The organism is Bradyrhizobium sp. IC4060, assembly GCF_020193715.1.
GTDB classification, from domain to species: domain Bacteria; phylum Pseudomonadota; class Alphaproteobacteria; order Rhizobiales; family Xanthobacteraceae; genus Bradyrhizobium; species Bradyrhizobium yuanmingense.
In genome coordinates, this window is sequence record NZ_JADYVJ010000009.1 from 248,818 (window position 1) to 275,509 (window position 26,692).

The following is a 26,692-nucleotide window of genomic DNA, read 5'->3' on the forward strand; positions in this document are numbered from 1 at the left end:
GCCGGCGCAAAGCCTATCTGAAAGCCAGGGAACCGGGGCCTTCGTCCCGATCGTTGTCATGGCTCAACCGCTGCACCCGGCACATCGGCTATCGGACAATTCGCCCACTGCCGGGCGGATGCCATCCGTGCTGCTGTGGGCGGGCGCTGCAATCGGCGGTCTCGCCGTGATCGGCGCGCAGGCGCTCTGGTTCCACTATGGCAGCCAGGTGTTCTTCGAAATGATCAGGACCGGCTTTGCCGCCTGCTTCTGACCTGCGACAGGAAGTTTTCCGCCCATGAGCTCCGCCACCCGTCCGCTGGTGATCGCGACCGCCTTCGCTACAAGCCTCGTCGTCGGGCTCCTGATCATGTTCTGGGCCATGGGCGGGGTCGGCAAGGTGGCACAGCCGGCCGCGATCGGCGGCCCGTTCCAGCTGACCGACCAGAACGGCAAGGCCGTCACCGACATGAGCCTGAAGGGCAAGCCGACCCTGATCTTCTTCGGCTACACCCATTGCCCCGACGTCTGCCCGACCTCGCTGTTCGAGATCTCGGAAGTGCTGCGCGCGCTGGGCAAGGACGCCGACAAGGTCAATGCCATCTTCATTTCGGTCGATCCCGAGCGCGACACGCCGGCGACGATGAAGGATTACCTGTCGAGCTTCGATCCGCACCTCCAGGGCCTGTCCGGCGACCCCGCCGAGACCGCCAAGGTGATCTCCTCCTACCGGGTCTATGCCAAAAAGGTCCCGACCAAGGACGGCGATTACACGATGGACCACACCGCGCTGATCTACCTGATGGACCGCGAGGGCAGGTTCGTCTCGCCGTTCAATTTGAAGCGGACGCCGGAAGAGGCAGCGGTTGATTTGAAGCGGTATCTCTGAGCTTCACGCTGCCCACAATCGGCGCTCGCGTTCCCGGCGGGATGGTCTATAAGGCCCTCCGATCCCGACGAAATTCATTCCTTCGGCCGATGGCTCCATCGCAACAGGCGAAATCGCTCAAATCTGTCCGTGGCTTGCTGGCAGGGCTGGCTGCCGGCCTCTGCCTGCTCGGCGGCCTCACCGAGGCGAACGCGCAAGCCCCCGTCCAGCGGGCGCCGACGGCACCTCAGACCACCCCTCAGGCGGCGCCCCAGGCCGCCCCGCAGGCGGTGCCCGGGTTCTGGGACCCGCGCCGGCGCCCCGAACGGCCGGACCTGTCCCGCCTGACCGTGATCCGCTTCCTGACCGAGACCGACTATCCGCCGTTCAACTACACCGGTGCGGACGGCAATCCGGCCGGCTTCAACGTCGATTTCGCCCGCGCCCTGTGCGAGGAGATCAAGGTCACCTGCACGGTGCAGATGCGGCGTTTCGAGACGCTGGTCGATGCGCTCACCTCCAACCGGGGCGATGCCATCATCGCCTCCATGGCGGTGAGCCCGCAGCTGCGCGCCCGCGTCGACTTCACCGATCCCTATTACCGCGTGCCGGCGCGCTTCGTCTCGCGCAAGGATGCGGTGATGCCGGAGATCCGCCCCGAATATCTCGAGGGCAAGAAGGTCGGCGCCATCGCCGGCTCGGCGCACGAGGCGTATCTCAAGGCGATGTTCACCGACGCCGAGCTGCACGCCTACCCCAATGACGATGCGATGCGCGCAGCTCTGCGCAGAGGCGAGGTCGACTTCATCTTCGGCGACGCCATCTCGCTGGCGTTCTGGATCAACGGCACGGATTCGGCCGATTGCTGCGCCTTCTCCGGCGGCCCATTCGTCGAGAGCCGTTTCTTCGGCGAAGGCATCGGCATCGCCGTGCGCAAGGGCAACGACGTGCTGCGCCAGGCCCTGAACTGGGCGATGTTCCGGATCTGGGAAAAAGGCCGCTACACCGATCTCTGGCTACGGTATTTCTCGGTCAGTCCGTTCTGACCTTTCGCCTCTCCGCCTGCAGCGGGAGTGCGGACGATCGCAGAGATCATCACGCGCGCGTCATACCCATTCACCACGCCTGAAATTCCCGGTCCCGCCCGCCCGCGAATTCCGCTATTGAAGGACGCGGCAATCGTTCCGTCCTCTCCGCGAGCATTCCGCGTTCGTCGATCCGTCTCGCCGGTGCGCAGGTTCAATGCAGCTTTACCTCCCGATCGCCGATCTTCCGGTCAACGTCTTCCTGGTGCTCGCCATGGGCGCGGCGGTCGGCTTCGTCTCCGGCATGTTCGGCATCGGCGGCGGCTTCTTGATGACGCCGCTTTTGATCTTCATCGGCATCACGCCGGCGGTCGCGGTGGCCTCCGTGGCGAGCCACATCGCGGCCTCCTCCTTTTCCGGCGCCCTCTCCTATTGGCGGCGGCGCGCGATCGATCCGGCGCTGGCGAGCGTGTTGTTATGCGGCGGCGTGACCGGCACGACGCTCGGCGTCTGGACCTTCACCCAGCTGCGCGCGCTCGGCCAGCTCGACCTGATGATCGCGCTCTCCTACGTCGTGCTGCTCACCACGGTCGGCAGCCTGATGTTCTCGGAAGGATTGCGCGCCTTGATGCGGACCCGGCGCGGGGCGCTGCCGCCGCGCCGCACCCACAACTGGATCCACGGCCTGCCGCTGAAGATGCGGTTCAAGCGCTCGAAGATCTATCTCTCGGTCATCCCCGTGGTGATCGTCGGCATCGTGATCGGTTTCATCGGCGCCATCATGGGTATAGGCGGCGGCTTCATCCTGGTGCCGATCATGATCTATCTCTTGAGGGTGCCGACCTCGACGGTGATCGGGACCTCGATGGTTCTCACCGTCGTCACCATGCTGTTCGCGACCATGCTGCACGCAGCGACCAATCACCTCGTCGATGCCGTGCTGGCGCTGATCCTGATGGTCGGCGGCGTCACCGGCGCGCAGTTCGGCGCCCGTGCCGGCCAGAAGATCCGCGGCGAGCAGCTGCGGCTGCTCCTGGGCTTGCTCATCCTCTCGGTCGGAATCCGCTTCGCGATCGAGCTGGTGATCCAGCCCTCCGATCTCTTCACCATCCGTGAGCTCGGAGTGAGCCGATGAGGCGCATGCTTCTCGCCATCGTCCTCGTCCTGCTGCTCGGCGGCGCTGCGCGGGCCGAGCGGCTGATTGTGTCGGTCTCGAATCACCGGGTCACGGTGACGCCGAACTATTCCGGCGAGGAGCTGGTGCTGTTCGGCTCGGTCGAGAAGGATACGACGACGCCCGCGGACCGCACGGCCTACGATCTCGTCGTCACCGTGATGGGCCCGCGCGCCGACATGGTGACGCGGCGGAAGGAGCGCACCTTCGGCATCTGGATCAACACCGACTACCGCCAATTCCTGCAGGTGCCGAGCTATCTCGCGCTGTTCGCCAACCGCCCGCTCGACGCCATCACCTCGCCCGAGATCGCGCGGCGGCAGCAGATCGGGCTCAACAACGTGCTGCTGACGCAGCGGGTCAGCGGCGACTTTGCCGACGTGGTGCCCAACGATGCGTTCCGCTCGGCCTTCATTCGCCTGCGCACCCAGCGCGGGCTCTACCGCGAAGACGGAAGCGCGGTCACGTTCCTGACGCCGACGCTGTTCCGCACCGGCATTCCGCTGCCTGCGGAGGTGCCGATCGGCACCTATGAGATCGAGATCAAGCTGTTCGCCAACGGCGCGTTCATCGGCAAGACCGAGACCGCGTTCGAGATCGTCAAGGTCGGCTTCGAGCAGTTCGTCGCCACCACTGCCCGCCAGAATGGCCTGATCTACGGCCTCGCCACCGTTGCGATGGCGCTGATGACGGGGTGGATGGCCTCGATCGTGTTCAGGAAGGACTAGCCCCCCGTCATTGCGAGCGCAGCGAAGCAATCCAGACTGCCTCCGCTGCGGCAGTCTGGATTGCTTCGTCGCAAGAGCTCCTCGCAATGACGATAGTGAACAGCGGGGCCTCCACCTACACCACCGCCTTCGCCGGCCGCGTCACCAGATAGATGCCGAGCGCGACCGGAATGATGCCAAGCAGGTCGCGCGCCTCGATGTGCTCGCCGAGGACGAGGAATGCGAACAGCATGCCGAGCGGCGGCATCAGGAAATGATAGGCGCTGGCGGCGGTGGCGCCACACGTCTTCAAGAGACGAAACCAGAGCCAAGAAGCGATGATCGAGCCGCCGAGCACGAGAAAGGCGAAGGCGCCGATCAGGCTCGGCGTATAGTCGATCGCGTCGACATCGGCGAAGGTGAGCGCGACCGGTGTCAGTACGATGCCGGCCGCGAGGTTCTGCACGCCATTGCCGATCCACAAGGATCCCTTCGGCGCCAGCAGCTTGAACAGGATGGTGCCGGCCACGATTGAAGCGAGCGAGGCCAGCGTGAAAACGATGCCGTGCAGCGAATCGGTGCCGACCGACAGGCGGTGCCAGACGATTGCGGTCACGCCGATGATGCCGAGCAAGAGGCCGCTCGCCTTGCGCCAGGTCATGCCTTCGCCGAGCAGCAGCGCGGCAAGGCCCGCGGTGAACACCGGATTGGCTGACACGATCAGGCCGCCGAGGCCGGCGGAGACCGATTGCAGGCCGGTGTAGCCGAGGCCGAGATAGAGCGCATTGTTGGCGATGCCGAGCACCGCGAAGATCGCGGCATCGCGCCACGACAACGACCAGGCTTCGCCGCGGATCAACGTGGCGCCCAGGATCAAGATACCCGCGAGCGAGAAGCGCGCGGCGAGCAGGATCAGCGGCGGGCAATGGGTGACGCCGATCTTGCCGGCGATGAAGGCGTAGCTCCAGAGCAGGCAGAACAGGCCGATCGCGAGCGGCAATGTGTTGAAGCGGCTGCGGGGGGCGGGAAGCGAGCTGGCGAGCGACATGAGGGGCATTCTCGGATGTTTTTTTCTGCTCTCGATCTAGGGAGGCCGCTTGCCATTTGGAAATTAAATGATTAACTCGCGCCCAGTGGATTTCTTAATGGAGGCGGCCGTGCTCGATCTCGAGCTGCTGCGCAGCTTCGTCTCGGTGGTCGAGGCCGGCGGCTTCACCCGCGCCGGCGAGCGCGTCCACCGCACGCAATCGACCGTGAGTCAGCAGATCAAGCGGCTGGAGGAGGATGTCGGTCAGGTGCTGCTGAACCGCGACGGCAAGGACGTGCGCCCGACCGAGGCCGGCGAGCGGCTGCTGTCCTATGCGCGGCGATTGCTCTCGCTGGCCGAGGAGGCGCGCGACGTGCTGCGCCAGCCTGATAGCGATGGCGCGATCCGGCTCGGCATCCCCGAGGACTTTGCCGCGTACCGGCTGGCAAAACTGCTGGGCGCGTTCTCGCGCTCGCATCCGGGATTGCGGCTGGACGTGCGCGCCGACCAGAGCAAGCATCTCGCCCGCGATCTCCAACGCGGCGAGCTCGACCTTGCGCTCTACAAGCGCGAGGCTGGCGCGAAGGACGCGATCGCGGTGTGGCCGGAGCGGGTGCACTGGGTCACCAGCAAGAGCCACCCGGTCGACGTCAACGTGCCGTCGGTGCCGCTGATCGGCTTTCCGCTCGGCTGCATCTACCGCGCCGGCGCCATCCACGCGCTGGAAACGGCCGGCCGCGCTTGGCACACCGCCTACACCTCATCGAGCCTCGCCGGCATTCAGGCCGCGGTCGCCGCCGGCATGGGCCTCAGCATCCTGTCGGAGATGGCGATCCAGACCGACCACCGCGTGCTGACGGCGAAGGACGGCTTTGCGCCGATCAACAAGACCGAGGTTGCACTGATGGCTTCGCCGGATGCGAGCCCGGCGACGCTGCGGCTTGCGGACCGTCTCGCGGAGTTTTGCGATACGGTGCAGAGCAAGGCGGCTTGAGCTCACCAAACCTCCTACGGCTCTCAATTCGCTGCGGATATCAGCTTGTCGCCGCACGCGCTTGCGTAAAACTTACCGCCGCATTGGCGCTTGATCGCAGCGCAGCGGGCTGCGGGCGACGCCTTCTGCGGCGCTGTGAAGCCGCAGCTGAGGCCATCGGCGCTGCGACCGGTCGTGCCGGCGGCAAACGCCGCACTGGTGGCGCTGATGCAGACGACGAGCAGGGCCGCAGTGGCGATTTCGATCAGCAGTCTCACGGTCCGCTTCTCCACACTGATGGCTGAATCTTTCGTAATCTAGCACCGAATCTGGGTTTCTCCGTGCTCCTCCGGGTTCCCAATTCGGCCCATTCCTTGCATAAATTTGCGCCAGCGCAGTGCACGGCCTCGCGGGCGACAGTTCCGGTGCAAGGGCAGGACGCGTACAGTTAAGAGTTGTTTCGACCTAGGAAGTAACGGCTTTGCAGGATTCATCGTTCCAGCCCAGTTTTCCGGCCCCCGGGCAGCCCATCGACGAACTCGCGCTGGCCGAGATCAAGGGCGCAATCCTGGCAAAGCTGCGCCTTGCCATCGGCAAGGACGCTGGCATGGCGACCAGGCACGATTGGTACCAGGCCGCGGCGCTCGCGCTGCGCGACCGCATCGTGCATCGCTGGCTCACGGCCGAGAAGCACAGCTACGACGCCGGCCGCAAGCGGGTTTACTATCTCTCGCTCGAATTCCTGATCGGCCGGCTCTTCACCGACGCGCTCAACAACATGGGCCTGCTCAAGATCTTCGAGGTCGCGCTCGGCGATCTCGGCGTCTCGCTGCCGGAGCTGCGCAAATGCGAGCCGGATGCGGCGCTCGGCAATGGCGGCCTCGGCCGGCTCGCCGCCTGCTTCATGGAGAGCATGGCGACGCTGTCGATCCCCGCGATCGGCTACGGCATCCGCTACGATTACGGCCTGTTCCGCCAGATCATCAATCAGGGCTGGCAGCAGGAATATCCCGACGAATGGCTGAGCTTCGGCAATCCCTGGGAATTGCAGCGACCCGAGGTGATCTACGACGTCAATTTCGGCGGCGGCGTCGAGCATGTCGACGACAAGGGCCGCGACCGCTCGATCTGGCATCCTGCTGAAACCGTGCAGGCAATCGCCTATGACACGCCAATCGTCGGCTGGCGCGGCCACCACGTCAACGCGCTGCGGCTGTGGTCGGCGCGCTCGCCCGATCCGCTCAAGTTAGATGCCTTCAACAAAGGCGATTACGTCAGCGCCAGCGCCGAGCAGGCGCGCGCGGAGGCGATCTGCAAGTTCCTCTATCCGAACGACGAGAGCCCGGCGGGCCGCGAGCTGCGGCTGCGCCAGGAATATTTCTTCGTCTCCGCCTCGCTCCAGGACCTGGTGAAGCGGCATCTCGCCTCCGACGGCCAGCTGCGCAACCTCGCCGGCAAGGTCGCGGTGCAGCTCAACGACACCCATCCGAGCCTCGCCGTCACCGAGCTGATGCGCATCCTCGTCGACCTCCACAATTTCCGCTGGGACGAGGCCTGGAAGATCACGGTCGCCACCCTCTCCTACACCAACCACACGCTGCTACCGGAGGCGCTGGAGACCTGGCCGGTCGAGCTGTTCGAGCGGCTGCTGCCGCGGCATCTGGAGATCATCTACCGCATCAACGTGCAGCATCTGGCGCTCGCCGAGGCGCGCTGCCCCGGCGACATCGACTTCCGCGCCTCGGTGTCGCTGATCGACGAGAAGAGCGGCCGCCGCGTGCGCATGGGCCAACTCGCCTTCGTCGGCTCGCATCGCATCAACGGGGTCTCGGCGATGCATTCGGACCTGATGCGCGAGACCGTGTTCCACGACCTCAACCATCTCTATCCCGGACGGATCACCAACAAGACCAACGGCATCACCTTCCGACGCTGGCTGATGCTGGCGAACCCGAAGCTGACCGATTTGTTGCGCGAGAGCTGCGGCGATGCCGTGCTCGACGATCCGACCCAGCTCTCGCTGATCGAGGCGCGCGCCAGCGACGTCGAGTTCCAGAAGAAGTTCCGCAGCGTCAAGCACCACAACAAGGCCCAGCTCGCCCGCCTGATCGGCGAACGGCTCGGCATCAGGGTCGACCCGGGCGCATTGTTCGACGTGCAGATCAAGCGCATCCACGAATACAAGCGCCAGCTGCTCAACGTCATCGAAACGGTCGCGCTATACCAGGCCATCAAGGACGAGCCCAACGGCAATTGGGTGCCGCGGGTGAAGATCTTCGCCGGCAAGGCGGCGGCGAGCTATCGCTACGCCAAGCTGATCATCAAGCTGATCAACGACGTCGCCGAAATCGTCAACAACGATCCCGCGATTGGCGGCAAGCTCAAGGTCGTGTTCCTGCCCGACTACAATGTCAGCCTCGCCGAGGTGATCATTCCCGCGGCCGATCTGTCCGAGCAGATATCCACCGCCGGCATGGAAGCCTCCGGCACCGGCAACATGAAGCTGGCACTCAACGGCGCCATCACCATCGGCACGCTCGACGGCGCCAATATCGAGATCCGCGACCATGTCGGCACCGAGAACATCGCGATCTTCGGCATGGAGGCCGGCGACGTGATGATCCGGCGCAAGCAGGGCCTGGATGCCTCCGACGTGATCCGCAGGTCGCCGAAGCTGCAGCGTGCCATCAACGCGATCGGCGCCGGCGAGTTCTCGCCCGGCGACCCCGGCCGTTTCGAATCCATCGCGCACGCGCTGCGTTATCTCGACCATTACATGGTCAGCGCCGATTTCGATTCCTACTACGAGGCGCAGCGCGCGGTCGATGCGCGCTGGCAGGTGGCGCCGGCCTGGACCCGCGCCTCGATCCTCAATGTCGCGCGCATGGCCTGGTTCTCCTCCGATCGCACCATCCGCGAATATGCCGAGGAAATCTGGAACGTGCCGGTCAATCCGACCACGCCGCTGCTGCCGAACCTGCGCGACGCCGCAGGCTGATTTTTCCGCGGCGTGGAAGCGGCCTTACCTGCGAGGTTATTGCATCCTTCGCGAGGGATGATGATATGATCGTCATCATCCCCTAAGCGGCGTTGTGACACGACGCCGCAACCTCAACCGCCGTCATTGCGAGCGCAGCGAAGCAATCCAGAATCTTTCCGCGGAGACAGTCTGGATTCTTCGCTGCGCTCGCAATGACGGCTGTGGAGGCATCGAGGACCAACAATGCACGCCAAGCTCCCGCACCCGTTCGACGAGGCCACGCGCGTCACCGCCGGTGACTCTAGCTGGCAGGGGCACACCAGCGACGATTACTGGGCCTTTGTCGGCCCGTTCGGCGGCGCTACGGCTGCGACGATCCTGCGGGCGCTGATCGAGCATCCGCAAGCCGCCGGCGATCCGCTCGCGCTCACCGTCAATTATTGTGCGCCGATCGCCAAGGGTCCGTTCGATCTCGACGTGCGCCTGGTGAAGGCCAACCGCTCCAGCCAGCACTGGAGCGTCGAGCTCAGCCAGGGCGGCGGGGAGGTCGCAACGCTCGCCACCGCGGTGTTCGCCGAGCGCCGTCCGTCCTGGGAGCACAGGGTAGCGCAATATCCGGATGCCAAGCCGTTCGAGGAGACGTTGCCGTTCCCAAAAATCTCGGCATCCTGGGCCAACCAGTACGAATTCCGCTTCGTCGAGGGCGAGATGCGGATCGGCCCGCCGCAGGCCGAACCCGCCAGCACCTATTCGAAGATCTGGATCAGCGACCGCACGCAGCGCAAGCTCGACATGCTGTCGCTGATGTCGATGTCGGACGCCTTCTTCGGCCGCATCTTCCATGCCCGGCGCCAGCTGGTGCCGTTCGGCACGGTGTCGCTGACGACCTATTTCCACACCGACGCCAAGGAGCTCGCGGCTGAGGACATCACGCGCGTGCTGGCGACGGCCGATTCGAAGATCATGCACAAGAGCTACGCCGACCAGAACGCCGAGCTGTGGTCGCCGAACGGCCGGCTGCTCGCGACCACGACGCAGATCGCGTATTTCAAGGCGTAGCTTTTCATCCCCTCTCCCCTTGTGGGAGAGGGTGGATCGCCGCGTAGCGGGAAGACGGGCGAGGGGTTCTCTCCGCGGGCACTTCCCTCGCACTTGAGTTTGCGGATAGAACCCCTCATCCGGCGCTTCGCGCCACCTTCTCCCGCAAGGGGAGAAGGAAAGAAAAAGGGCGGCCTTTCGGCCGCCCTTTCGCAATTCAAACAATGCGACCTTACTCCGCGGCGAGCTTCACGTCCGGCGCGGCCGCGCGCACCTCGGCGTCCACCTGTGCTTCGAACTTGGCAAAATTCTTCTGGAACATGCCGACCAGGGCGCGGGCGGTCTTGTCGAACTCGTCTTTGTCCTTCCAGGTGTTGACCGGGTTGAGGATCTCGGCCGGCACGCCCGGCAGCGCGGTCGGGACCGCGAAGCCGAAATACTTGTCGGTGCGGAATTCGACGTTGCGAAGCGAGCCGTCGAGCGCGGCGGTGAGCAGCGCGCGCGTCACCTTGATCGGCATGCGCGAGCCGACACCATACTTGCCGCCGGTCCACCCGGTGTTGACCAGCCAGCAATCGACATTGTGCTGGGCGATGAGGTCGCGCAGCATGTTGCCGTAGACGGATGGATCGAGCGGCAGGAAGGGCGAGCCGAAGCAGGTCGAGAATTCCGGCTGCGGCTCGTTGCCGAGGCCGCGCTCTGTGCCGGCGACCTTGGCGGTGTAGCCGGACAGGAAGTGATACATCGCCTGCGCCGGCGAGAGCTTGGCGATCGGCGGCAGCACGCCGAAGGCGTCGGCGGCCAGCATCACCACGTTCTTCGGCTGCGGCGCGCGGCCGGTGCGCGAGGCGTTCGGGATGAAGTCGAGCGGATAGGCCGAACGCGTGTTCTCGGTCTTGGAGCCGTCGTCGAAATCGACGACGCGGGTGTCCTCATCGAGCACGCAGTTCTCGAGCACCGCGCCGAAGCGGGTCGAGGCGGCATAGATCTCCGGTTCGGCTTCCTTCGACAGCTTGATGCACTTGGCGTAGCAGCCGCCTTCGAAATTGAAGACGCCGTTCGGGCCCCAGCCGTGCTCGTCGTCGCCGATCAGCGTGCGGTTGGGATCGGCCGACAGCGTCGTCTTGCCGGTGCCCGACAGGCCGAAGAAGATCGCGGTGTCGCCCTTGGCGCCGACATTCGCCGAGCAGTGCATCGGCATCACACCGCGCTCGGGCAGATAATAATTCAGCGTCGTGAAGACCGACTTCTTCATCTCGCCGGCATAATAAGACCCGCCGATCAGGACGATCTTGCGGGCGAAATCGATCGCGACCACGTTCTCCGAGCGGCAGCCATGGCGTTTAGGATCGGCGCGGAAGCTCGGCATGTCGATGATGGTGAGCTCCGGCACGAAGGTCGGCAGCTCGATCGCCTCGGGGCGGATCAGCAGCGTGCGGATGAACAGCGAGTGCCAGGCAAGCTCGGTGAAGACGCGCGTCTTGATCCGGTAGGCCGGGTCGGCGCCGCCATAGAGGTCCTGCGCGAACAGGCGCTTGCCTTCGGCGTGCTTGAGGAAGTCCTGGTAGAGCGTCTCGAATTGCTCTGCGGTGATCGACTGGTTGCCGGCCCACCACATCTTCTTGTCGGTGGTGGCGTCGCGCACCGTGAACTTGTCCTTCGGGCTGCGCCCGGTGAACTCGCCGGTGTCGGCGCAGAGCGCGCCGTCGGCGGAGAGCACCGCCTCACCCGCTGCCAGCGAGTATTGATAGAGTTGTGGCGCACCCAGATTCCAGTGAACCTGCTTGAGATTCTTTAAGCCGAATTTGTCGGCGCCGAAGGCACCGTTGCGCACGCCCGTCTCTTGCACGAAAAATCCCTCCTAGAACCCGCGACATCAAGCGCGGCCAAGTTTGGCGCCGTCGCGATCACCGTGAATATGGGCCGTTCGGCCTCGGCTGAACGACCTAATAATGATGAACGCCGGCGTTGCCAAGCTGATCCCGCAGGATTTGGTTTATTCAAGGACCGCGCCAAACGCCGCGCATGTCAGCTCTGAAAGGCCGCATCGAGAAAGTGCGGATGATCGCGCAACCAAATGCACATCTGCGCGTTATGTCCGGTTATTGCGACGCACAATCACTGCGTCAACACCCCTATCTTACCTCGCCCTCTCCGATCAACGCGAACGGTCCCCACATCGCGGGATAAGCGTTGCGCGGCGACGAGGCGTCGTCGAGATAGGTTAACATCGCGCGGCGCAAGGCTTCGGCGCGGCCGAGCTTTGGCTCGTTCTTCAGCAGCTCGAACGTCGACGTTGTCAAGCGGGTCGCAGCCTCCGAATCCACGGCCCAATGCGACACCAGGAGCGCGCGAGCACCTGCGTAGAAGAACGAGCGCGCCAATCCCGACAACGCCTCGGCACCGGGCTTGTCGCCCGCGATGGTGTTGCAGGCGGACAGCACAACCCAATCGGCATTGAGCTTGAGCTGGGCCACTTCGCTCGCGGTGAGAAGACCATCGTCGAGTTCCGTCGGCTGGTCGGGGATGGAGAGCGCCAGCGAGGGCTCCCCCAATCCCTTGACATCGCCGGCGACGAGGCCGTGGGTGGCAAAGTAGATGATGCCGTATTGGGCAAGCGCTGCACGCTTGAGCGTCGTTTCGCTGGCGTCGCGCCCGAGATGGATGTCAGCCTCGGCAGCGCCGACGTCCCTCGCCACCGCGTTCAATTCGTCGGCGGTATCGGGCAGCTGCGGCAGCGCCTGGGCCAGCCGCGCACGATCCACGCCTGCGCCGCGCCAGAAGTCGGCATAGGCGATCGTCGCGATGCTGCGTGCGGCGACCTTGCCGTTCGCGGCACGCCGGTCGGCAGGCCCTTCGGCTGCAGGGTTGAACACGGGATCGCCGAAACCCGTCATCGGCTTGACGCTTTGATCCCTGCGGGCAAAAGCGCGCAGCGATTTCAGGCTGATCACCGACGGCAGGACCGAAACGGCCTGACGCCGCAGCAGCCAGGCAGCACTGCGATAGCCCTCGAGCCGGTCCGGGATCGCAGCCTGTGGCTTCTCTGTGACCAGCAGATGAAACGGCAATGCGGTCAATGCCGCCGACGGCACGACCAGCAGGTTGCGCTTGTCCTTGGTCAGCGCCTCAACCGGGCCGAGCAGCGCGACATAGAGCTCGTTGGCAAGACCGAGGTCGAACAATCCCGATTTGCCGGATGCATCGCGCGCCTTGCCGACATCGAGCCCCCTGCGGAAGGCCGTGACCTTCTGTGCGACCGCGTCCGCTCCGAGCGGAATCTCCTTCCAGTCGACGCTCTCGCGCGTGATCGCGACGACATAGCTCCGCCTGTCGACGACGGAATAGACCACCATCGCCTCGTCGGACGCCAGCAGCGGCTGGATGTCCTTGACGGTCAGCGGCAGCGGGTTGGACAGCGAGGAATAGTCGGGAAACTCGACGGCGAGCGTCTTCTGCAATCCATTGCGCGCGCCCGCGATCGCCGCGATCCGCGCGCGGCTGCGCTGCTCGGCCGCGACGTCGCGCTGCGCCGATGGCTTCGACACTGCAGCGATGATCGCCTTGTCGAGCGCTTCGGACTCGGCCGCGAGATCCTGATCCTTGCGCACGAGCTCGGCGAGCCGGTCGCTGCCGGCGGCGAGCCGCACCGCGAGCTTGTTCACGGCAGAAGCGGCAGAGGATTGCGTGCCGCGCTGGATCGCAGCGAGCGCATCGTCGAGCGCCTTCTTGCTCGCCAGCAGCGATTGCTGCCGTGCCGCGAACAGGATCGGCAGCACGACGCGCAGCTGCGCACGATTGGCCGCGAGCGTCTTCTGCGCCAACGGCAAGGCGTCCGCCGTCCGTCCCGTCGCCTGCAGAAAATCGGCGAGATTGCTCGTCGAGGTCGCGACATCAGGGTGATCCGGCCCGAGCGCGCGTTCGCGGATCGCCAGCGCGCGGCGATACAGCGGCTCGGCATCGGCAAAACGCTGCTGGTGCTGGTAGAGCCCGGCGAGGTTGTTGAGCGAGCGCGCGACGTCGGGGTGTTCAGGCCCCAGCACCTTTTCGCGGATCGCGAGCGAGCGCTTGATCGGCGCTTCGGCACCGGCGTCGCGATTGAGGTCGCGCTCGACCTGTCCGATGTTGTTCAGGACCGTGGCGACCGCGGGATGCTCGGGACCGGCAGCCTTCTGATAGATCGCGAGCGCACGGCGGAACAGTGGCTCGGCATCGGCCGGACGCTGCTGCTTGGCGTAGAGCGTGGCGATATTGTTGAGGGATTGACCGATGTCGGGATGCTCGCGCGGCAGCGCCTTCTCGCGCACGGCAAGTGCACGCTTGAACAGCGGCTCGGCCTCTGCGAAGCGACCCTGCCGCTGATAGAGCGCGGCAAGATTGGTCAGCTCGGCCGCAACCAGGGCGTTGTCGGAGCCGAGCGATTTTTCCATGAGTGCGATCGCGCGCTTGTAGAGCGGCTCAGCCAGATCGTCCCGTCCCTGACCGGCATGGACCTGGCCGAGATTGTTCAACGCGCCCGAGAGATCGCGGCCGTTGTCCTTCTCCAGGCTGGCGACCATCGCCTGCGCCAACGGCAGCGCTTCCGAATATTTTCCGGCACCGATGAGCGCGGTGAGCCGCGCGCTCTCGGCGGCGAGACCTTTCTGCGCAAGGGCTGGCGTGGCGAGCAAGGTGGTGATGGCGAGCGCGAGAGCCGCCGTCCATGCCAAACGTTGACGCGTCATGACCCCTCTCGCTGCGAGCCCGAAAACCATCACGGTCATGGGTCGCGGCGATCGGTAGCCGCGTTCAAGCGGTTGCGCCCTGGTCCACCTTCGTGCGCGCTTCGCCAGCGAGACGGACCAGCATCTTGCGCAGCGCCGTGCCATCCGTCACCCGCTCCGGGAAGTCCAGCCGCAGCGTTGCCTGGCCGACCTGCATGTCGAGGCCTTCAGGATCACAGCCGGTACAGCGCCAGTCGCCCTCGGTGGCGCCGAGCAGCTTCGTGGCATAAAGATTGAGGGCGTCGCGATGGTCGGCGTTCATGTGCTCGACGGCGCCCTCCTCCGCCGCCAGCAGGTCCTCGGCGCCGGTGAGGTCCGTCAGGAATTGCTCCGGCTTGAGGTCGACGATCCGGCCAAAGCCGGCGACCAGATGTGTTCCCGTGGGCCGGATCCGGAAGAAGGAGAAATCCTTAAAAGAAACAAAGCCTTCTGCCGAGGGATGAGCACTCAGATACCGTCGCTGGAGCAGATCCTTGTTGGAATCGGCCTCCTCGGCCCGGCCGGACAGCATGATCCGGGCGCCTTCCAGGGGATCGCCGGCCGCGCGCTCGTCCAGCATCAGCGAGACCCTGGAGTCCGCGAGGACGTTCTTGGTGTGCACGGCGAGGCGCGAGATCAACAGGATCGGCGAGGCGTCGGGATGGCTGGCCAGATTGACCAGGGAACAATAGGGATCGTCGCTGCCGGCCATCAGCGTCGCCAGAGCCCCCTGCCGGGACCGCCTCAGCAGCGATTTGGCGAGCTTTGCGGGGTCGAAATCGGGGGTCGGTTGCATCGGCTTTCTCGGCTCAGGTGGTTGCAAGGAGGGTCTTTTTTCGGGTAAACGGGGGCCCGGTTATGGGTCGAGATGCGGCGAATCTGCCGTGTTTCGTGGAACTTGGTCACACTTCAGCCCAGCTTGCATTGCTCGGTGACAAGGTTCGAACGCCACTTCGGCACCCATGTATGCGGCGCATCACTGATTGCTCGCCGTTTCAAGCCACGACCCAAACGGAAAGCAGAAAGCAGAGAGGCTCATGCCCACAATCGCTTTGGTCGACGACGACCGCAACATTCTCACATCCGTCTCGATCGCGCTGGAAGCCGAAGGCTACCGTATCATGACCTACACCGACGGCGCTTCCGCGCTCGACGGTTTCCGCACCACCCAGCCCGATCTCGCCATCCTCGACATCAAGATGCCGCGCATGGACGGCATGGAGACGCTGCGCCGTCTCAGGCAAAAGTCCGACCTGCCGGTGATCTTCCTCACCTCCAAGGACGAGGAGATCGACGAGCTGTTCGGCCTCAAGATGGGCGCCGACGACTTCATCCGCAAACCGTTCTCGCAGCGTCTGCTGGTCGAGCGCGTCAAGGCGGTGCTGCGGCGCTCGGCGCCGAAGGATCCGACCGTCGCGCCGAAGGAGAACGACGCCAAGGCGCTCGACCGCGGTCTGCTGCGCATGGACCCCGAGCGCCATACCTGCACCTGGAAGAACGAGCCGGTGACGCTCACCGTGACCGAATTCCTCATCCTGCAGGCGCTCGCGACCCGGCCCGGCGTGGTGAAGAGCCGCAACGCGCTGATGGACGCCGCCTATGACGACCAGGTCTATGTCGACGACCGCACCATCGACAGCCACATCAAGCGGCTGCGCAAGAAGTTCAAGGTGGTCGACAACGAGTTCGAGATGATCGAGACGCTCTACGGCGTCGGCTACCGTTTCAAGGAAGCCTGAGGGCGCCTCCTCCACGGCGATCGAGAGCATCTCCGGTTCTCGTTCCATCGGGACGAGGATCGCTCTAGGATGCGGGGACCTTCGCACGGGCCGTCCTAACGCGGGCGTAAGCATTGCTTGACCGAACGCAGCCTGACCCTAACCAGAGCGCCGGGGATATCGCATCCGACGGCGTTCAGGAGCACGTTGCCGACAACAAGCCGCAGGGCTTCCGGCCGCTGAACTGGTTGAAACGCGCCGGGCAGTTCTTCTTCGCGCTGTCCTTCTCGAGCCTGACCCGCCGCATCGTCTCGCTCAACCTCGCCGGCCTCGTCGCACTGGTGGCGAGCATCCTGTACCTGTCGCAATTCCGTGCCGGCCTGATCGATGCGCGCGCGCAGAGCCTGCTGGTGCAGGCCGAGATCATCGCCGGGGCGATCGCGGCCTCCGCGACGGTGCAGACCAACGCCATTACCATCGACCCCGACAGGCTGCTCGACCTCAAGCCGGGCGAGACCTATGGCGGCTCGGATGAGTATTCGCCGCTGGACTTCCCGATCAATCCGGAGCGCGTCGCGCCGGTGCTGCGCACCTTGATCTCGCCGACCAAGACGCGCGCCCGCATCTACGATCCGAACGGCAGCCTGCTGCTCGACAGCCGCAACCTCGAAAACGTGCTGCGCTTTCCGCTGCCGCCGCCGGCCGAGCAACCCGGCATCATCGAGCGCGGCAAGGTCGCGGTGCGCACCTGGCTGAACCGCGGCGACCTGCCGCTCTATCGCGAGCTCGGGCCCGAGAACGGCAACGGCTATGCCGAAGTGGGCGACGCTCTGCAGGGCCAGAAACGCTCGATGGTGCGGGTCAACGCACGCGGCGAGGTGATCGTCTCGGTCGCGGTCCCCGTGCTGCGCTCGCGCGCGATCCACGGCGCCTTGATGCTGTCGACGCAAGGCGACGACATCGACCAGATGGTCACCGCCGAGCGCCTCGCCATCCTGAAGGTCGGCGGCGTCGCCGCCGCCGTCATGATCATGCTGTCACTGCTGCTGGCGAGCACGATCGCAGGTCCGGTGCGCCGGCTCGCCGACAGCGCCGAACGCGTCCGCCGCCGCATCAAGGCCCGCATCGAGATTCCCGATTTCACCCGCCGCCGCGACGAGATCGGCCACCTCTCCGGCGCGCTGCGCGACATGACCAGCGCGCTCTACAGCCGCATCGAGGCGATCGAGATGTTCGCTGCCGACGTTGCCCATGAATTGAAGAACCCGCTGACCTCGCTGCGCTCGGCGGTCGAGACGCTGCCGCTGGCGCGCAACGAGAACAGCCGCGCCCGCCTGCTCGAAGTGATCGAGCACGACGTCAAGCGGCTCGACCGGCTGATCTCCGACATCTCCGACGCCAGCCGCCTCGATGCCGAGCTGCAGCGCCAGGATGCGATCCCGGTCGATTTGCGCCGGCTGCTGACGACGCTGGTGTCCGTCGCCAACGAAACCAAGCTCGGCCACGACGTCGCGGTCGAAACGCGCTTCGAGGGCCGCAGCCCGACCGACACCTTCGCCGTGAGCGGCCACGATTCCCGGCTCGGACAGGTCGTCTCCAACCTGCTCTCCAACGCGCAATCCTTCTCCGAACGCGGCAGCAAGGTGCGCCTCACCTGCCGCCGCGTTCGCTCCGAGATCGAGATCGTGGTCGACGACGACGGCCCCGGCATTCGCGAGGACGCGCTGGAGCGCATCTTCGAGCGCTTCTACACCGACCGCCCGCATCAGGGCTTTGGCCAGAACTCCGGCCTCGGCCTGTCGATCTCCAAGCAGATCGTCGACGCCCATGGCGGACGGATCTGGGCGGAGAACCGCCCTGGCCCGCCGGACGCCGACGGCACTCCGACAATTGCCGGTGCGCGCTTCGTGGTCAGGCTGCCGGCGCTATGAACGAAGGCGGGCCCAGCGTTCACGCCTCTGCCGTCAAGGTCGGGCCTTACGCCGTGCTGATCCGCGGGCCCTCGGGGTCCGGCAAATCGCGGCTTGCCTTCGATCTAATCATGGCGGGGCGCTCAGGCGTCGTGGAAAGGGCCGTTCTGGTCGGTGACGACCGTGTCCATCTGGCGACACTCGGCCACGAAATTGAGGTCCGCCCCGCGCCTCGCCTGGCGGGCCTGATCGAGATCCGGGGCCTCGGAATCCGCCGCTGCGACTTCGTGGAGCATGCGACCGTCGGTCTCGTGGTCGATCTGGCCGCAGCCGACGCGGAGCGCCTGCCGCGGGCCAAAGCCCTGAAAACCAGCATTTTTGGTGTCGAAATACCGCGAATCCCTGTGCCCCGCGACTATTCGCCCCTTCCCCTGGTTGTTGCGGCCTTGACCACTACCAAGAGTTCATCTTCGGTTAACCCTTCAGGCGATTGTTTGAAGGGAAATGGTAACCATATGAACTCCACTATCGCGACCGAATAGACCGGCGCAGCTCCCCTCATCCATCCGTCTAGATTCAGGGAGATACGCAACATCCCCTCTTGCGCGGGGGCTCTGGATGGTCAAAGTGGCGCGTTCGTGCGGTGCACCAAAAGCGCCCGCGAGGAGTTTTCCGATGATTGGTCTAGTACTTGTGACCCACGGGCGCCTTGCCGACGAATTCAAGGCAGCGCTTGAGCATGTCATGGGCCCACAAAAGCAAATCGAAGCGATCACGATCGGCGCCGAAGATGATTCCGATCTCTGCCGAAGCGACATCATCGAGGCGGTCAACCGCGTCGATTCCGGCGACGGCGTTGCGATCCTCACCGACATGTTCGGCGGCACGCCGTCGAACCTGGCAATATCCTGCATGAGCCGGCCCAAGGTCGAAGTGCTCGCGGGCATCAACCTGCCCATGCTGGTCAAGCTTGCCAAGGTGCGCGAGGAGCGACCGCTGCCCGACGCGATCGCGATGGCGCAGGAAGCTGGCCGCAAATACGTCACCATCGCCAGCCGGGTGCTCGCCGGCAAATGAGCGAGGAGGCGCCACAAGCCGCGACCGGCGTGCCCGCGGGCGCGATCTCCAAGGATCTCCTGATCATCAACAAGCGCGGCCTGCACGCCCGCGCCTCGGCGAAATTCGTCCAGGCGGTCGAGCGCTTCGATGCGCAGGTGTGGGTGACACGCGGCGGCGAGACCGTCGGCGGCACCTCGATCATGGGCTTGATGATGCTCGCCGCGGGTCCCGGCACGACGATCACGGTGGCGGCGGCAGGGACCGACGCCGAAGCCGCGCTCGCGGCGATCACGGAGCTCGTTGAAAGCAAGTTCAACGAGGAAGGGGTTTAGGCCCTTCTCTCACTACGCGGCCAGGTGCGCTCCCTCGCCCCGTACTTGCGGGAGAGGTGAAGAAATCACTTCCCCGGCGGCGCGAAGTAGATGTTCCAGCTCATCGACGGGCCGGCCTTGCCGTTGGTGAAGCGGCGCGTTGTCATCACGATGCGCTCGGCGTTGGGCGCAACCTCCGACAGCCATTTCTCGAACGCGGGCAGGCGGCCGTCGGTCGGATCGAACACGCCGATGAAGCCGTACTTCCTGGCGTCGTCGCGCGAGGTCAGTCCGGAATCCCAGGCCTCCAACGGTAGCAGCGCGGACGGATGATCCGGGCTGTAGAACACCAGCGGCTGGATCTGCTCCATCGTGCCGGCAACGACGGCCCAGCGCGAGCCGAAGCGGGTGTGCCAGGCCTGGGTCAATTCGCGCGCGAGCTCCGAGCGCGCGCCATAGATCTGGGCATTGCCGGCATTGGCCGCCATCTCGCGCGCGGCGATCCAGGGCGAAGCGGCGAGCGTCGCGGCGCTGAGCACGAGCCAGATCGCAGCGATGTTGAACAGCGCGGCGCTCTGCACGCGCAGCGTCGGGATCGCGACCAGAGCGAGCGGCACCAGGAAGAACAGCGAGATGCCCCAATCCGTCTTCATGTAGATGCTGAAGGCGAGCGCGCCGAGCGGCGGGCCGACTGCGACGATGACCTGGACGATCCAGACATTCAGCGCCTGCGAGACATTGACCCCTGCATTGGCGCCGCGCGCCCAGGCGCGCGTGACGATGCGCAACGGCGCACGCAGCAGCAATTTGCCCCATGGCGGCACCAGCGCCATGGCCAGCGCCGCGAGCGCCACCGGCAAGGCCAGCAGCGCGAAGTTATGCAGCACATAGCCCGCGACCAGCTGATGCACCTGGGCCTTGTCCTGAAGGCTGTAGGTGTCGCCGGCATAGGTCAGCGGCACGAAATGCGCATCCGCCAGCCAGACGAGGTGCGGGATCATCGCCGCGACCATCGTGGCAATCGCGACCCACGGCGCGGGCGACGACAGGAAGCGCAACCGGTCGGGATGGATCAGCGCGGCGAGGCCGATCGCGCCGATCATGGTCAGCACCCAATATTTGGTCATCAGCGCCAGCGCGCCGGCAAGCCCGAGCAGGATTCCGGATTGCCAGCTCCGCTTCTCGAAGGCGTTGAGATAAGCGAGCACCAGGAGCGGCAGCGTGACGAGCTGCAAGAGGTCCGGGTTGTACTTGAAGCCCTTGAAATTGAAGATCGGGTAGAGCGCGATCATCACCACGACCAGGAACGCGCGGCGCGCATCCGCCACGCGCAAGGCGATCAGCCAGCAGATCACCATGCCGACGCTCACCGTCGTCATCGCCAGCGCATAGGTCGCCCAGTCCGCCGCCGGGAGCGCCTTGAACCAGAGGCCGGCCGCCCAGCCCGACAACGGCGGGTGCTTGCCATAGCCCCAGAGGAATTTCTGTCCCCAGCCCCAGGCTTCTGCGACGTCCATGTGAACGTCCTGCGCCGCCTTCAGATTGATCAGGATGAAGGTCCAGAGCACCACATGCAGGATGGCGAATTGGATCACCAGCCACAGGCGCGCCTCGGGGCGGACCGCACAGGCAACCAGGAAGGCCCGGAAGCGGTTGTAACTCAAGCGGGTCTTTGCCCGCGCTCCGGCAGTGGGAAGAGAGGTCGTGGACATGGCCGTGCGTAGCGCGTTTTGGCCCGTCATGGAATCAGCTTGGCGTGAACAAAGGCCCTGAAAATACAGCAATATGGTTGCCGCACGGGGATGTGAGTGGTATCCCGCGCCCATGACGACCGTCCCTATTTCCAACATCCGCAATTTCTCCATCGTCGCCCATATCGACCATGGCAAATCGACGCTGGCCGACCGCCTGATCCAGATGACCGGCGGCCTCTCCGACCGCGAGATGGCGGGCAAGGAACAGGTGCTCGATTCCATGGACATCGAGCGCGAGCGCGGCATCACGATCAAGGCGCAGACGGTGCGCCTCGCCTACCGCGCCAAGGACGGCAAGGACTACATCTTCAACCTGATGGACACGCCCGGCCATGTCGACTTCGCCTACGAGGTCTCGCGGTCGCTGGCGGCGTGCGAGGGTTCCCTGCTCGTGGTCGACGCCAGCCAGGGCGTCGAGGCGCAGACGCTCGCCAACGTCTACCAGGCGCTCGACAACAATCACGAGATTGTCCCGGTCCTGAACAAGGTCGACCTGCCCGCGGCCGAGCCCGAGAAGGTCAAGCAGCAGATCGAGGACGTCATCGGCATCGATGCCTCGGATGCGGTGATGATCTCGGCCAAGACCGGCCTCGGCATCCCCGACGTGCTGGAAGCCATCGTCAACCGCCTGCCGCCGCCGAGGGGCGATCGCGACGCCACGCTGAAGGCGCTCTTGGTCGACAGCTGGTACGACGTCTATCTCGGCGTCGTCGTGCTGGTGCGCATCGTCGACGGCACGATGAAGAAGGGCCAGCGCGTGCGCATGATGGGCACGGGCGCGGCCTATGACGTCGAGCGCGTCGGCTTCTTCACGCCGAAGATGCAGCAGGTCGAGGAGCTCGGCCCCGGCGAAATCGGCTTCATCACCGCCGCGATCAAGGAAGTCGCCGACACCCGCGTCGGCGACACCATCACCGATGACAGGAAGCCGGTCGCCGAGATGCTGCCGGGCTTCAAGCCGGCGATCCCGGTGGTGTTCTGCGGCCTGTTCCCGGTCGACGCCGACGACTTCGAGACGCTGCGCGCCGCGATGGGCAAGCTGCGCCTCAACGACGCCAGCTTCTCCTTCGAGATGGAGACGTCGGCTGCGCTCGGCTTCGGCTTCCGCTGCGGCTTCCTCGGACTTCTCCACCTCGAGATCATCCAGGAGCGGCTGTCGCGCGAATTCGATCTCAACCTGATCGCGACCGCGCCGAGCGTCATCTACAAGATGAAGCTCACCGACGGCCAGGAGATCGAGATCCACAATCCCGTCGACATGCCTGATGTCGTCAAGATCGCCGAGATCGACGAGCCCTGGATCGAGGCGACGATCCTGACGCCCGACGAGTATCTCGGCAGCGTCTTGAAGCTGTGCCAGGACCGCCGCGGCGCGCAGAAGGAGCTCACGTATGTCGGCTCCCGCGCCATGGTGAAATACGACCTGCCGCTCAACGAGGTCGTGTTCGACTTCTACGACCGCCTCAAATCGGTCTCCAAGGGCTACGCCTCGTTCGACTATCATCTCACCGACTACAAGCCGGCCGATCTCGTCAAGATGCAGATCCTGGTCAATGCCGAGCCGGTCGACGCGCTCTCGATGCTGGTCCACCGCACCCGCGCGGAAGGGCGCGGCCGCGCCATGGTCGAGAAGATGAAGGAGCTGATCCCGCCGCACATGTTCCAGATCCCGATCCAGGCGGCGATCGGCGGCAAGGTGATCGCGCGCGAGACGGTGCGCGCGCTGCGCAAGGACGTCACCGCGAAATGCTACGGCGGCGACATCACGCGCAAGCGCAAGCTTCTGGAGAAGCAGAAGGAAGGCAAGAAGAAGATGCGGCAGTTCGGCAAGGTCGACATCCCGCAGGAAGCTTTCATTGCCGCGCTGAAGGTGGATAGCTGAGGCGACGGCAGCGCCTGTCCCACGGGTATCTCAGTTGCAATCACGCTCGGGCTCATCCCGCCTGCGTGGCCGAAGCCGCTTCGGCAAGGCGAAGACCCGGGTATTTGCGCTCTTGAGGCCGCCACGAACCGGCCTGACGACGAAAGCGTCGGAACAACCCCATGCACAGTAGCCATGGCCTTGCTTGCATTCGTTATTTTTGATTTACCGAAATTTACTTGACCGCCGGGCAAAACAGTGGCATGATGCCACCATCGGAGCCCTCGGGAATCGCCGGCATTTGGTAGCCACGAAACGCTTCTGAAGCTGATCGTGGGCCTTGAAGCGTCGACGTATCGTCCCATTCGACCCGAACTTCAGGTTCAGTAGGCCGTAGGATGGGTAGAGCTCTTGCGAAACCCATCGCCCTGTCGTCAGCTGCCAGGCCTCTGATCCAGGCGCGCAATGGCTTGCTCGGTATCTAACCCGTGATCCACGTGGGATGGCTTAGGAGCATTTGAAGCGTGCTATAGGTGACTATCGCACGGCAGCTTCGAGCGAGGTCAGATGAGACGGCGCGCATTCATCGGGCTGATGACGGGAGCAATCGGCGGATCGCTCATCGCACGCGCCCAGCAGTCTTCCACACCGCGCGTCGTCCACTTGGGACCGGTCGAAATCCCCGCGCAGATAGCGGCAACCAAAAGGCTGCTTGCTGAGCTTGGTTACGTCGAGGGGCGGATTCGACTCGAATTTCGTGATGCGGCTGGAGATCCCGACGCGCTGCCGGCACTCGCGCAGGAGATCGTGCGAGATGGCCGGGTCGACGTGATCATCGCCATCAGCACACCCGCCGCTCTCGCCGCTTACGAGGCAACCCGAACCATTCCGATCGTGACCCTTGCCGCGGTTGATCCGGTCGCATCCGGATTGGCCGTCAGCCTCGCCCGTCCCGGTGGCAACGTGACCGGCATCGCGATTTTCTCGGAGGAAACCACTGTAAAGCGCGTCGAGCTCCTGCGGGAAATCCTGCCCCACGCCGTCCGCCTTGGAACTGTTACGACAAAGGTGTCGCGCGGTGCACAGAGTCTCACGCCTGTTCTGGAGGCCGGCCGCAAGCTCGGCTTTGAAGTCGAAGCGATCAACATCGATGATCCCGTCAGCATCGGGACAATCCTGAGCCCGGACAACCTCGCCCGCTTCGACGGTCTTGTTTTCGTTCCGGACGTCGTGCTCAGCGCCCACCTGGCCGAAGTCGTCAGGCTGGTGAATCTGAGCAAGAGGCCTGCGATCTTTGCTTCACCAGACTGGGTCGCGAACGGCGCTTTCATGTCGTTCGGCCCCGACTTTGCAGACGCAGGGCGCCGCTTGATTGCGCAGGTTGATCGCATTCTACGGGGCGCAAGGCCGGCCGATCTGCCCTTCGAACGACCCACCAAGTTCGACCTCAGGATCAATCTCCGCATCGCCAAGGCCCTGGGTCTCGACTTGCCTGCAACCGTCGTCGCCCGCGCCGACGAAGTGATCGAATAGTCCCAAGTAGCCCGTAGGATGGGTTAAGCTCTTGCGAAACCATCACCCTGCCGGACGGATGGAGTATCTCTGCTTCTCGTTAGAGTCGATCGGGGGAATGAGTTTGATGGGTTTCGCTTCGCTCTACCCATCCTACGAGCTGCAATAGCGTCAAGGGCGTCACGGAACAATTGCGGGGCGTTGGGCAAGTGGTTGTTGGCTCGGGTCGGCGCTCGCGTTATCGTGGTTGAGCCTCAATGAGAGGAAGTGTCATGCAGCGACGCGAATTTCTCGCACTGATCGGGGCCGCGGCGGCCTGGTCACCGCTTGCTCGCGCGCAACAGCCGAAGAAAGTGCCCCATATCGGCTTCCTGACCACCGGCTCGATCGAGCAAACCCGAGCCTCGATGGCCGCCTTTCATCAAGGACTACGCGAACACGGTTATATCGACGGAGAGAATATCGTCGTAGAGCTTCGAGCAGCCGATTCAAAGGTCGAACAACTCCCGGCCTTGGCGAGTGACCTCGTCCGTCTCAATCCTGCTCTTATCGTTGCACAGAATTCGCTTGCTGCGCGCGCGGTGCAGCAAGCTACCAAATCGATTCCCGTCGTTGTGTCAGTTATGGGCGACCCCGTCGAAGACGGGCTCGTGGCCAGCATCGCGCGACCAGGAGGTAACATCACCGGACTAACCTTCCTCGGCCCGCAGCTTGTTCCCAAGCGCCTCGCGCAATTGAAGGAAGCATTGCCCATGGCTTCTCGGGTAGCCGCGATCTGGCACCCGGCTGCATACGGCAAGACCACGACCGAAGGCATGATCAGCGGCGCGGAGTCCGCATCAAAAATCGTGGGCGTTCATTTGCAGCTCGAGGCGGTCCAAGATCCTGACGGGCTGGGCGAAGCGTTTTCCGCGCTTGCGGGCGCGCGTGCCGAGGCAGTCTTCCTATTTCCCAGCCCGATGTTCTTCATTGCACGCAAGCGCATCGCCGACCTCGCCGCAGAACATCGGCTGCCACTGTTTGCTATTGGCAAGGAATTCGTTCAACTCGGTGCGCTCCTGTCCTACGGCGCGGATATCATCGACTTGAGCCGGCGATGCACTGATTACGTCGATAAAATCCTCAAGGGCGCCAAGCCCGGGGATCTGCCGGTCGAGCAACCAACCAAGTATGAGCTGTTCATCAACCTCAGGACTGCAAAGACACTCGGGATCGAAGTTCCTGCTGCATTGCTGGCCCACGCGGACGGGGTGATAGAATGATTGACTGAGGCAAGTCGATGCATTCGATGGCTTCGTAGGGTGGGCAAAGCGAAGCGTGCCCACCTGCCCGTATGCCATCGTGAAGAGTGGTGGGCGCGGCGCTCAGCGCGCCTTTGCCCACCCTACGAAAGCTGTGCTCGCCTTCGCTCCTCGCGGCAAATCCTCACGGCATCTTCGCCTCGACGTATCGCGCAAAATTGTCGAGGATCGCCTGCCAGCCGCCCTGCTGCTGTTCGACCGAGTGCGTGGTTTCGGCGTCGAAGACGACACGGACGACAACACTCTTCGGGCCGGGCACGAACTCGACCTCGGCCTTTCGATCGCCGAACGCGTATTCGATCCGCTTGTGCTCGACGATCTTGGTGTAGGTGCCGGCGAAGTCGAAGCCCATGCTGCCGTCCTTGGCCTCCATCCGCGACGAGAAGGCGCCGCCGTCCCGCAGGTCGACCGTCGCACTGGTCGTATGCCAGTCGTCGGACGCGGCATTCCACTTCACGATGTCGGCTGGCGTCGTATAGGCACGCCAGACCTGATCGATCGGGGCGGCTACGCTGGTTTCGACGGTGATCCTCATGGGCATTGCTCCAGTTGCGACTTTGACGCTCGAGTTGACGGAATCTCGCCAGCGTGCCGGGTCCATTTCCTGCACGTCCGGGACGTGTCGACCCCAGGACGATCGAGACCGGCCCAAGCCGACATGGTTCGGCGTCAATGTGCCAAAAAAGTTGGAGAAGTTGTGGTGTGGGCAAGCGAAGTGTGCCTGCGCGCACGCCTCGTCCTTCGAGACGACGC

General features: G+C 64.6%; 23 protein-coding genes. 16 read left to right on the forward strand and 7 right to left on the reverse strand.

Features of this window, described 5'->3' with window-relative positions:
• Window positions 1-58: 58 nt before the first annotated feature.
• The 5 genes from I6F16_RS26705 (at window position 59) to I6F16_RS26725 (ending at window position 3,774) form a co-directional block, all read left to right on the forward strand.
• A complete protein-coding gene (locus I6F16_RS26705; RefSeq protein ID WP_225174146.1) occupies window positions 59-253 on the forward strand; it encodes a hypothetical protein in 195 nt (64 codons plus the stop codon).
• Between the two features lie 24 nt (window positions 254-277).
• Window positions 278-868 (forward strand): SCO family protein, encoded by a 591-nt coding sequence (locus I6F16_RS26710; RefSeq protein ID WP_225174147.1) that lies wholly within the window; start codon window positions 278-280, stop codon window positions 866-868.
• 89 nt (window positions 869-957) lie between these two features.
• Window positions 958-1,893, forward strand: a complete 936-nt coding sequence (locus I6F16_RS26715; RefSeq protein ID WP_225114352.1) for a transporter substrate-binding domain-containing protein — start codon at window positions 958-960, stop codon at window positions 1,891-1,893.
• A 196-nt stretch (window positions 1,894-2,089) separates the two neighbouring features.
• Window positions 2,090-3,007 (forward strand): sulfite exporter TauE/SafE family protein, encoded by a 918-nt coding sequence (locus I6F16_RS26720; protein ID WP_074448058.1) that lies wholly within the window; start codon window positions 2,090-2,092, stop codon window positions 3,005-3,007.
• Window positions 3,004-3,774, forward strand: coding sequence for a TIGR02186 family protein (locus I6F16_RS26725; RefSeq protein ID WP_036014162.1), 771 nt, complete (start codon window positions 3,004-3,006; stop codon window positions 3,772-3,774). The genes I6F16_RS26720 and I6F16_RS26725 overlap by 4 nt, the downstream gene beginning before the upstream one ends.
• Window positions 3,775-3,889: 115 nt before the next feature.
• Here the strand turns inward: I6F16_RS26725 and I6F16_RS26730 are convergent, their stop codons facing one another.
• Window positions 3,890-4,801 carry a DMT family transporter gene (locus I6F16_RS26730; protein ID WP_225114582.1) on the reverse strand — a complete coding sequence of 304 codons (912 nt, stop codon included), beginning with the start codon at window positions 4,799-4,801 and terminating at the stop codon, window positions 3,890-3,892.
• Window positions 4,802-4,910: 109 nt separating this feature from the next.
• Between I6F16_RS26730 and I6F16_RS26735 the strand changes: the two genes are divergently transcribed.
• Window positions 4,911-5,774 carry a LysR substrate-binding domain-containing protein gene (locus I6F16_RS26735; protein ID WP_225114612.1) on the forward strand — a complete coding sequence of 288 codons (864 nt, stop codon included), beginning with the start codon at window positions 4,911-4,913 and terminating at the stop codon, window positions 5,772-5,774.
• 23 nt (window positions 5,775-5,797) lie between these two features.
• Here I6F16_RS26735 and I6F16_RS26740 read toward each other — a convergent pair whose 3' ends face one another.
• The gene (locus I6F16_RS26740; RefSeq protein ID WP_057027807.1) at window positions 5,798-6,031 is read right to left on the reverse strand and encodes a hypothetical protein; all 234 of its coding nucleotides are present in this window, start codon (window positions 6,029-6,031) and stop codon (window positions 5,798-5,800) included.
• A 203-nt stretch (window positions 6,032-6,234) separates the two neighbouring features.
• Here I6F16_RS26740 and I6F16_RS26745 point away from each other — a divergent pair, with 203 nt between their 5' ends.
• Together I6F16_RS26745 and I6F16_RS26750 are read left to right on the forward strand one after the other, a co-directional pair.
• Entirely contained in the window at window positions 6,235-8,751 is a 2,517-nt protein-coding gene (locus I6F16_RS26745; protein WP_225114583.1) for a glycogen/starch/alpha-glucan phosphorylase, read from the forward strand.
• Between the two features lie 225 nt (window positions 8,752-8,976).
• A complete protein-coding gene (locus I6F16_RS26750) occupies window positions 8,977-9,792 on the forward strand; it encodes a thioesterase family protein (RefSeq protein WP_225114584.1) in 816 nt (271 codons plus the stop codon).
• Window positions 9,793-10,003: 211 nt separating this feature from the next.
• Here I6F16_RS26750 and I6F16_RS26755 read toward each other — a convergent pair whose 3' ends face one another.
• The 3 genes from I6F16_RS26755 to I6F16_RS26765 all read right to left on the reverse strand — a co-directional run bounded on the left by I6F16_RS26755 (window position 10,004) and on the right by I6F16_RS26765 (window position 15,309).
• The gene (locus tag I6F16_RS26755) at window positions 10,004-11,620 is read right to left on the reverse strand and encodes a phosphoenolpyruvate carboxykinase (RefSeq protein ID WP_225114585.1); all 1,617 of its coding nucleotides are present in this window, start codon (window positions 11,618-11,620) and stop codon (window positions 10,004-10,006) included.
• A gap of 286 nt (window positions 11,621-11,906) precedes the next feature.
• Window positions 11,907-14,495 (reverse strand): CHAT domain-containing tetratricopeptide repeat protein, encoded by a 2,589-nt coding sequence (locus tag I6F16_RS26760; protein ID WP_225174148.1) that lies wholly within the window; start codon window positions 14,493-14,495, stop codon window positions 11,907-11,909.
• A gap of 64 nt (window positions 14,496-14,559) precedes the next feature.
• On the reverse strand, window positions 14,560-15,309 hold the full coding sequence (locus I6F16_RS26765) for a DUF2470 domain-containing protein (RefSeq protein ID WP_225174149.1): 750 nt from the start codon (window positions 15,307-15,309) through the stop codon (window positions 14,560-14,562).
• 241 nt (window positions 15,310-15,550) lie between these two features.
• Between I6F16_RS26765 and I6F16_RS26770 the strand changes: the two genes are divergently transcribed.
• From I6F16_RS26770 to I6F16_RS26790, 5 genes are all read left to right on the forward strand, one after another.
• Window positions 15,551-16,252, forward strand: coding sequence for a response regulator transcription factor (locus I6F16_RS26770; RefSeq protein ID WP_008542552.1), 702 nt, complete (start codon window positions 15,551-15,553; stop codon window positions 16,250-16,252).
• A gap of 113 nt (window positions 16,253-16,365) precedes the next feature.
• Complete coding sequence (locus tag I6F16_RS26775; protein WP_225130995.1) at window positions 16,366-18,162, forward strand: sensor histidine kinase; 1,797 nt, start codon at window positions 16,366-16,368, stop codon at window positions 18,160-18,162.
• Window positions 18,159-18,683: an HPr kinase/phosphatase C-terminal domain-containing protein gene (locus I6F16_RS26780; RefSeq protein WP_225174150.1), complete on the forward strand. Its 525-nt coding sequence runs from the start codon at window positions 18,159-18,161 to the stop codon at window positions 18,681-18,683. The genes I6F16_RS26775 and I6F16_RS26780 overlap by 4 nt, the downstream gene beginning before the upstream one ends.
• A 133-nt stretch (window positions 18,684-18,816) precedes the next feature.
• Window positions 18,817-19,218, forward strand: a complete 402-nt coding sequence (locus tag I6F16_RS26785; protein WP_007597752.1) for a PTS sugar transporter subunit IIA — start codon at window positions 18,817-18,819, stop codon at window positions 19,216-19,218.
• Window positions 19,215-19,532 (forward strand): HPr family phosphocarrier protein, encoded by a 318-nt coding sequence (locus tag I6F16_RS26790; RefSeq protein WP_036014186.1) that lies wholly within the window; start codon window positions 19,215-19,217, stop codon window positions 19,530-19,532. The genes I6F16_RS26785 and I6F16_RS26790 overlap by 4 nt, the downstream gene beginning before the upstream one ends.
• A 65-nt stretch (window positions 19,533-19,597) precedes the next feature.
• Here I6F16_RS26790 and I6F16_RS26795 read toward each other — a convergent pair whose 3' ends face one another.
• Window positions 19,598-21,223, reverse strand: coding sequence for a glycosyltransferase family 39 protein (locus I6F16_RS26795; RefSeq protein WP_225174151.1), 1,626 nt, complete (start codon window positions 21,221-21,223; stop codon window positions 19,598-19,600).
• A 112-nt stretch (window positions 21,224-21,335) separates the two neighbouring features.
• Between I6F16_RS26795 and lepA the strand changes: the two genes are divergently transcribed.
• The 3 genes from lepA (at window position 21,336) to I6F16_RS26810 (ending at window position 25,900) form a co-directional block, all read left to right on the forward strand.
• The gene (gene lepA / locus I6F16_RS26800) at window positions 21,336-23,147 is read left to right on the forward strand and encodes a translation elongation factor 4 (protein ID WP_225147229.1); all 1,812 of its coding nucleotides are present in this window, start codon (window positions 21,336-21,338) and stop codon (window positions 23,145-23,147) included.
• A gap of 546 nt (window positions 23,148-23,693) precedes the next feature.
• On the forward strand, window positions 23,694-24,659 hold the full coding sequence (locus tag I6F16_RS26805; protein ID WP_225114592.1) for an ABC transporter substrate-binding protein: 966 nt from the start codon (window positions 23,694-23,696) through the stop codon (window positions 24,657-24,659).
• A 251-nt stretch (window positions 24,660-24,910) separates the two neighbouring features.
• Entirely contained in the window at window positions 24,911-25,900 is a 990-nt protein-coding gene (locus I6F16_RS26810; protein WP_225114593.1) for an ABC transporter substrate-binding protein, read from the forward strand.
• 163 nt (window positions 25,901-26,063) lie between these two features.
• Here the strand turns inward: I6F16_RS26810 and I6F16_RS26815 are convergent, their stop codons facing one another.
• Window positions 26,064-26,474, reverse strand: a complete 411-nt coding sequence (locus I6F16_RS26815; RefSeq protein ID WP_225114594.1) for an SRPBCC family protein — start codon at window positions 26,472-26,474, stop codon at window positions 26,064-26,066.
• Window positions 26,475-26,692: the final 218 nt, after the last annotated feature.

Excerpts from the sequence above, each read along its gene's own strand:
- I6F16_RS26805 (WP_225114592.1), top strand. The coding sequence starts at position 23,694 with ATGAGACGGCGCGCATTCATCGGGCTGATGACGGGAGCAATCGGCGGA.
- I6F16_RS26790 (WP_036014186.1), top strand. The coding sequence starts at position 19,215 with ATGAGCGAGGAGGCGCCACAAGCCGCGACCGGCGTGCCCGCGGGCGCG.
- lepA (WP_225147229.1), top strand. The coding sequence starts at position 21,336 with ATGACGACCGTCCCTATTTCCAACATCCGCAATTTCTCCATCGTCGCC.
- I6F16_RS26780 (WP_225174150.1), top strand. The coding sequence starts at position 18,159 with ATGAACGAAGGCGGGCCCAGCGTTCACGCCTCTGCCGTCAAGGTCGGG.
- I6F16_RS26815 (WP_225114594.1), bottom strand. The coding sequence starts at position 26,474 with ATGAGGATCACCGTCGAAACCAGCGTAGCCGCCCCGATCGATCAGGTC.
- I6F16_RS26810 (WP_225114593.1), top strand. The coding sequence starts at position 24,911 with ATGCAGCGACGCGAATTTCTCGCACTGATCGGGGCCGCGGCGGCCTGG.
- I6F16_RS26715 (WP_225114352.1), top strand. The coding sequence starts at position 958 with ATGGCTCCATCGCAACAGGCGAAATCGCTCAAATCTGTCCGTGGCTTG.
- I6F16_RS26765 (WP_225174149.1), bottom strand. The coding sequence starts at position 15,309 with ATGCAACCGACCCCCGATTTCGACCCCGCAAAGCTCGCCAAATCGCTG.
- I6F16_RS26725 (WP_036014162.1), top strand. The coding sequence starts at position 3,004 with ATGAGGCGCATGCTTCTCGCCATCGTCCTCGTCCTGCTGCTCGGCGGC.
- I6F16_RS26785 (WP_007597752.1), top strand. The coding sequence starts at position 18,817 with ATGATTGGTCTAGTACTTGTGACCCACGGGCGCCTTGCCGACGAATTC.
- I6F16_RS26795 (WP_225174151.1), bottom strand. The coding sequence starts at position 21,223 with ATGTCCACGACCTCTCTTCCCACTGCCGGAGCGCGGGCAAAGACCCGC.
- I6F16_RS26720 (WP_074448058.1), top strand. The coding sequence starts at position 2,090 with ATGCAGCTTTACCTCCCGATCGCCGATCTTCCGGTCAACGTCTTCCTG.
- I6F16_RS26770 (WP_008542552.1), top strand. The coding sequence starts at position 15,551 with ATGCCCACAATCGCTTTGGTCGACGACGACCGCAACATTCTCACATCC.
- I6F16_RS26730 (WP_225114582.1), bottom strand. The coding sequence starts at position 4,801 with ATGTCGCTCGCCAGCTCGCTTCCCGCCCCCCGCAGCCGCTTCAACACA.
- I6F16_RS26710 (WP_225174147.1), top strand. The coding sequence starts at position 278 with ATGAGCTCCGCCACCCGTCCGCTGGTGATCGCGACCGCCTTCGCTACA.
- I6F16_RS26705 (WP_225174146.1), top strand. The coding sequence starts at position 59 with ATGGCTCAACCGCTGCACCCGGCACATCGGCTATCGGACAATTCGCCC.
- I6F16_RS26750 (WP_225114584.1), top strand. The coding sequence starts at position 8,977 with ATGCACGCCAAGCTCCCGCACCCGTTCGACGAGGCCACGCGCGTCACC.
- I6F16_RS26760 (WP_225174148.1), bottom strand. The coding sequence starts at position 14,495 with ATGACGCGTCAACGTTTGGCATGGACGGCGGCTCTCGCGCTCGCCATC.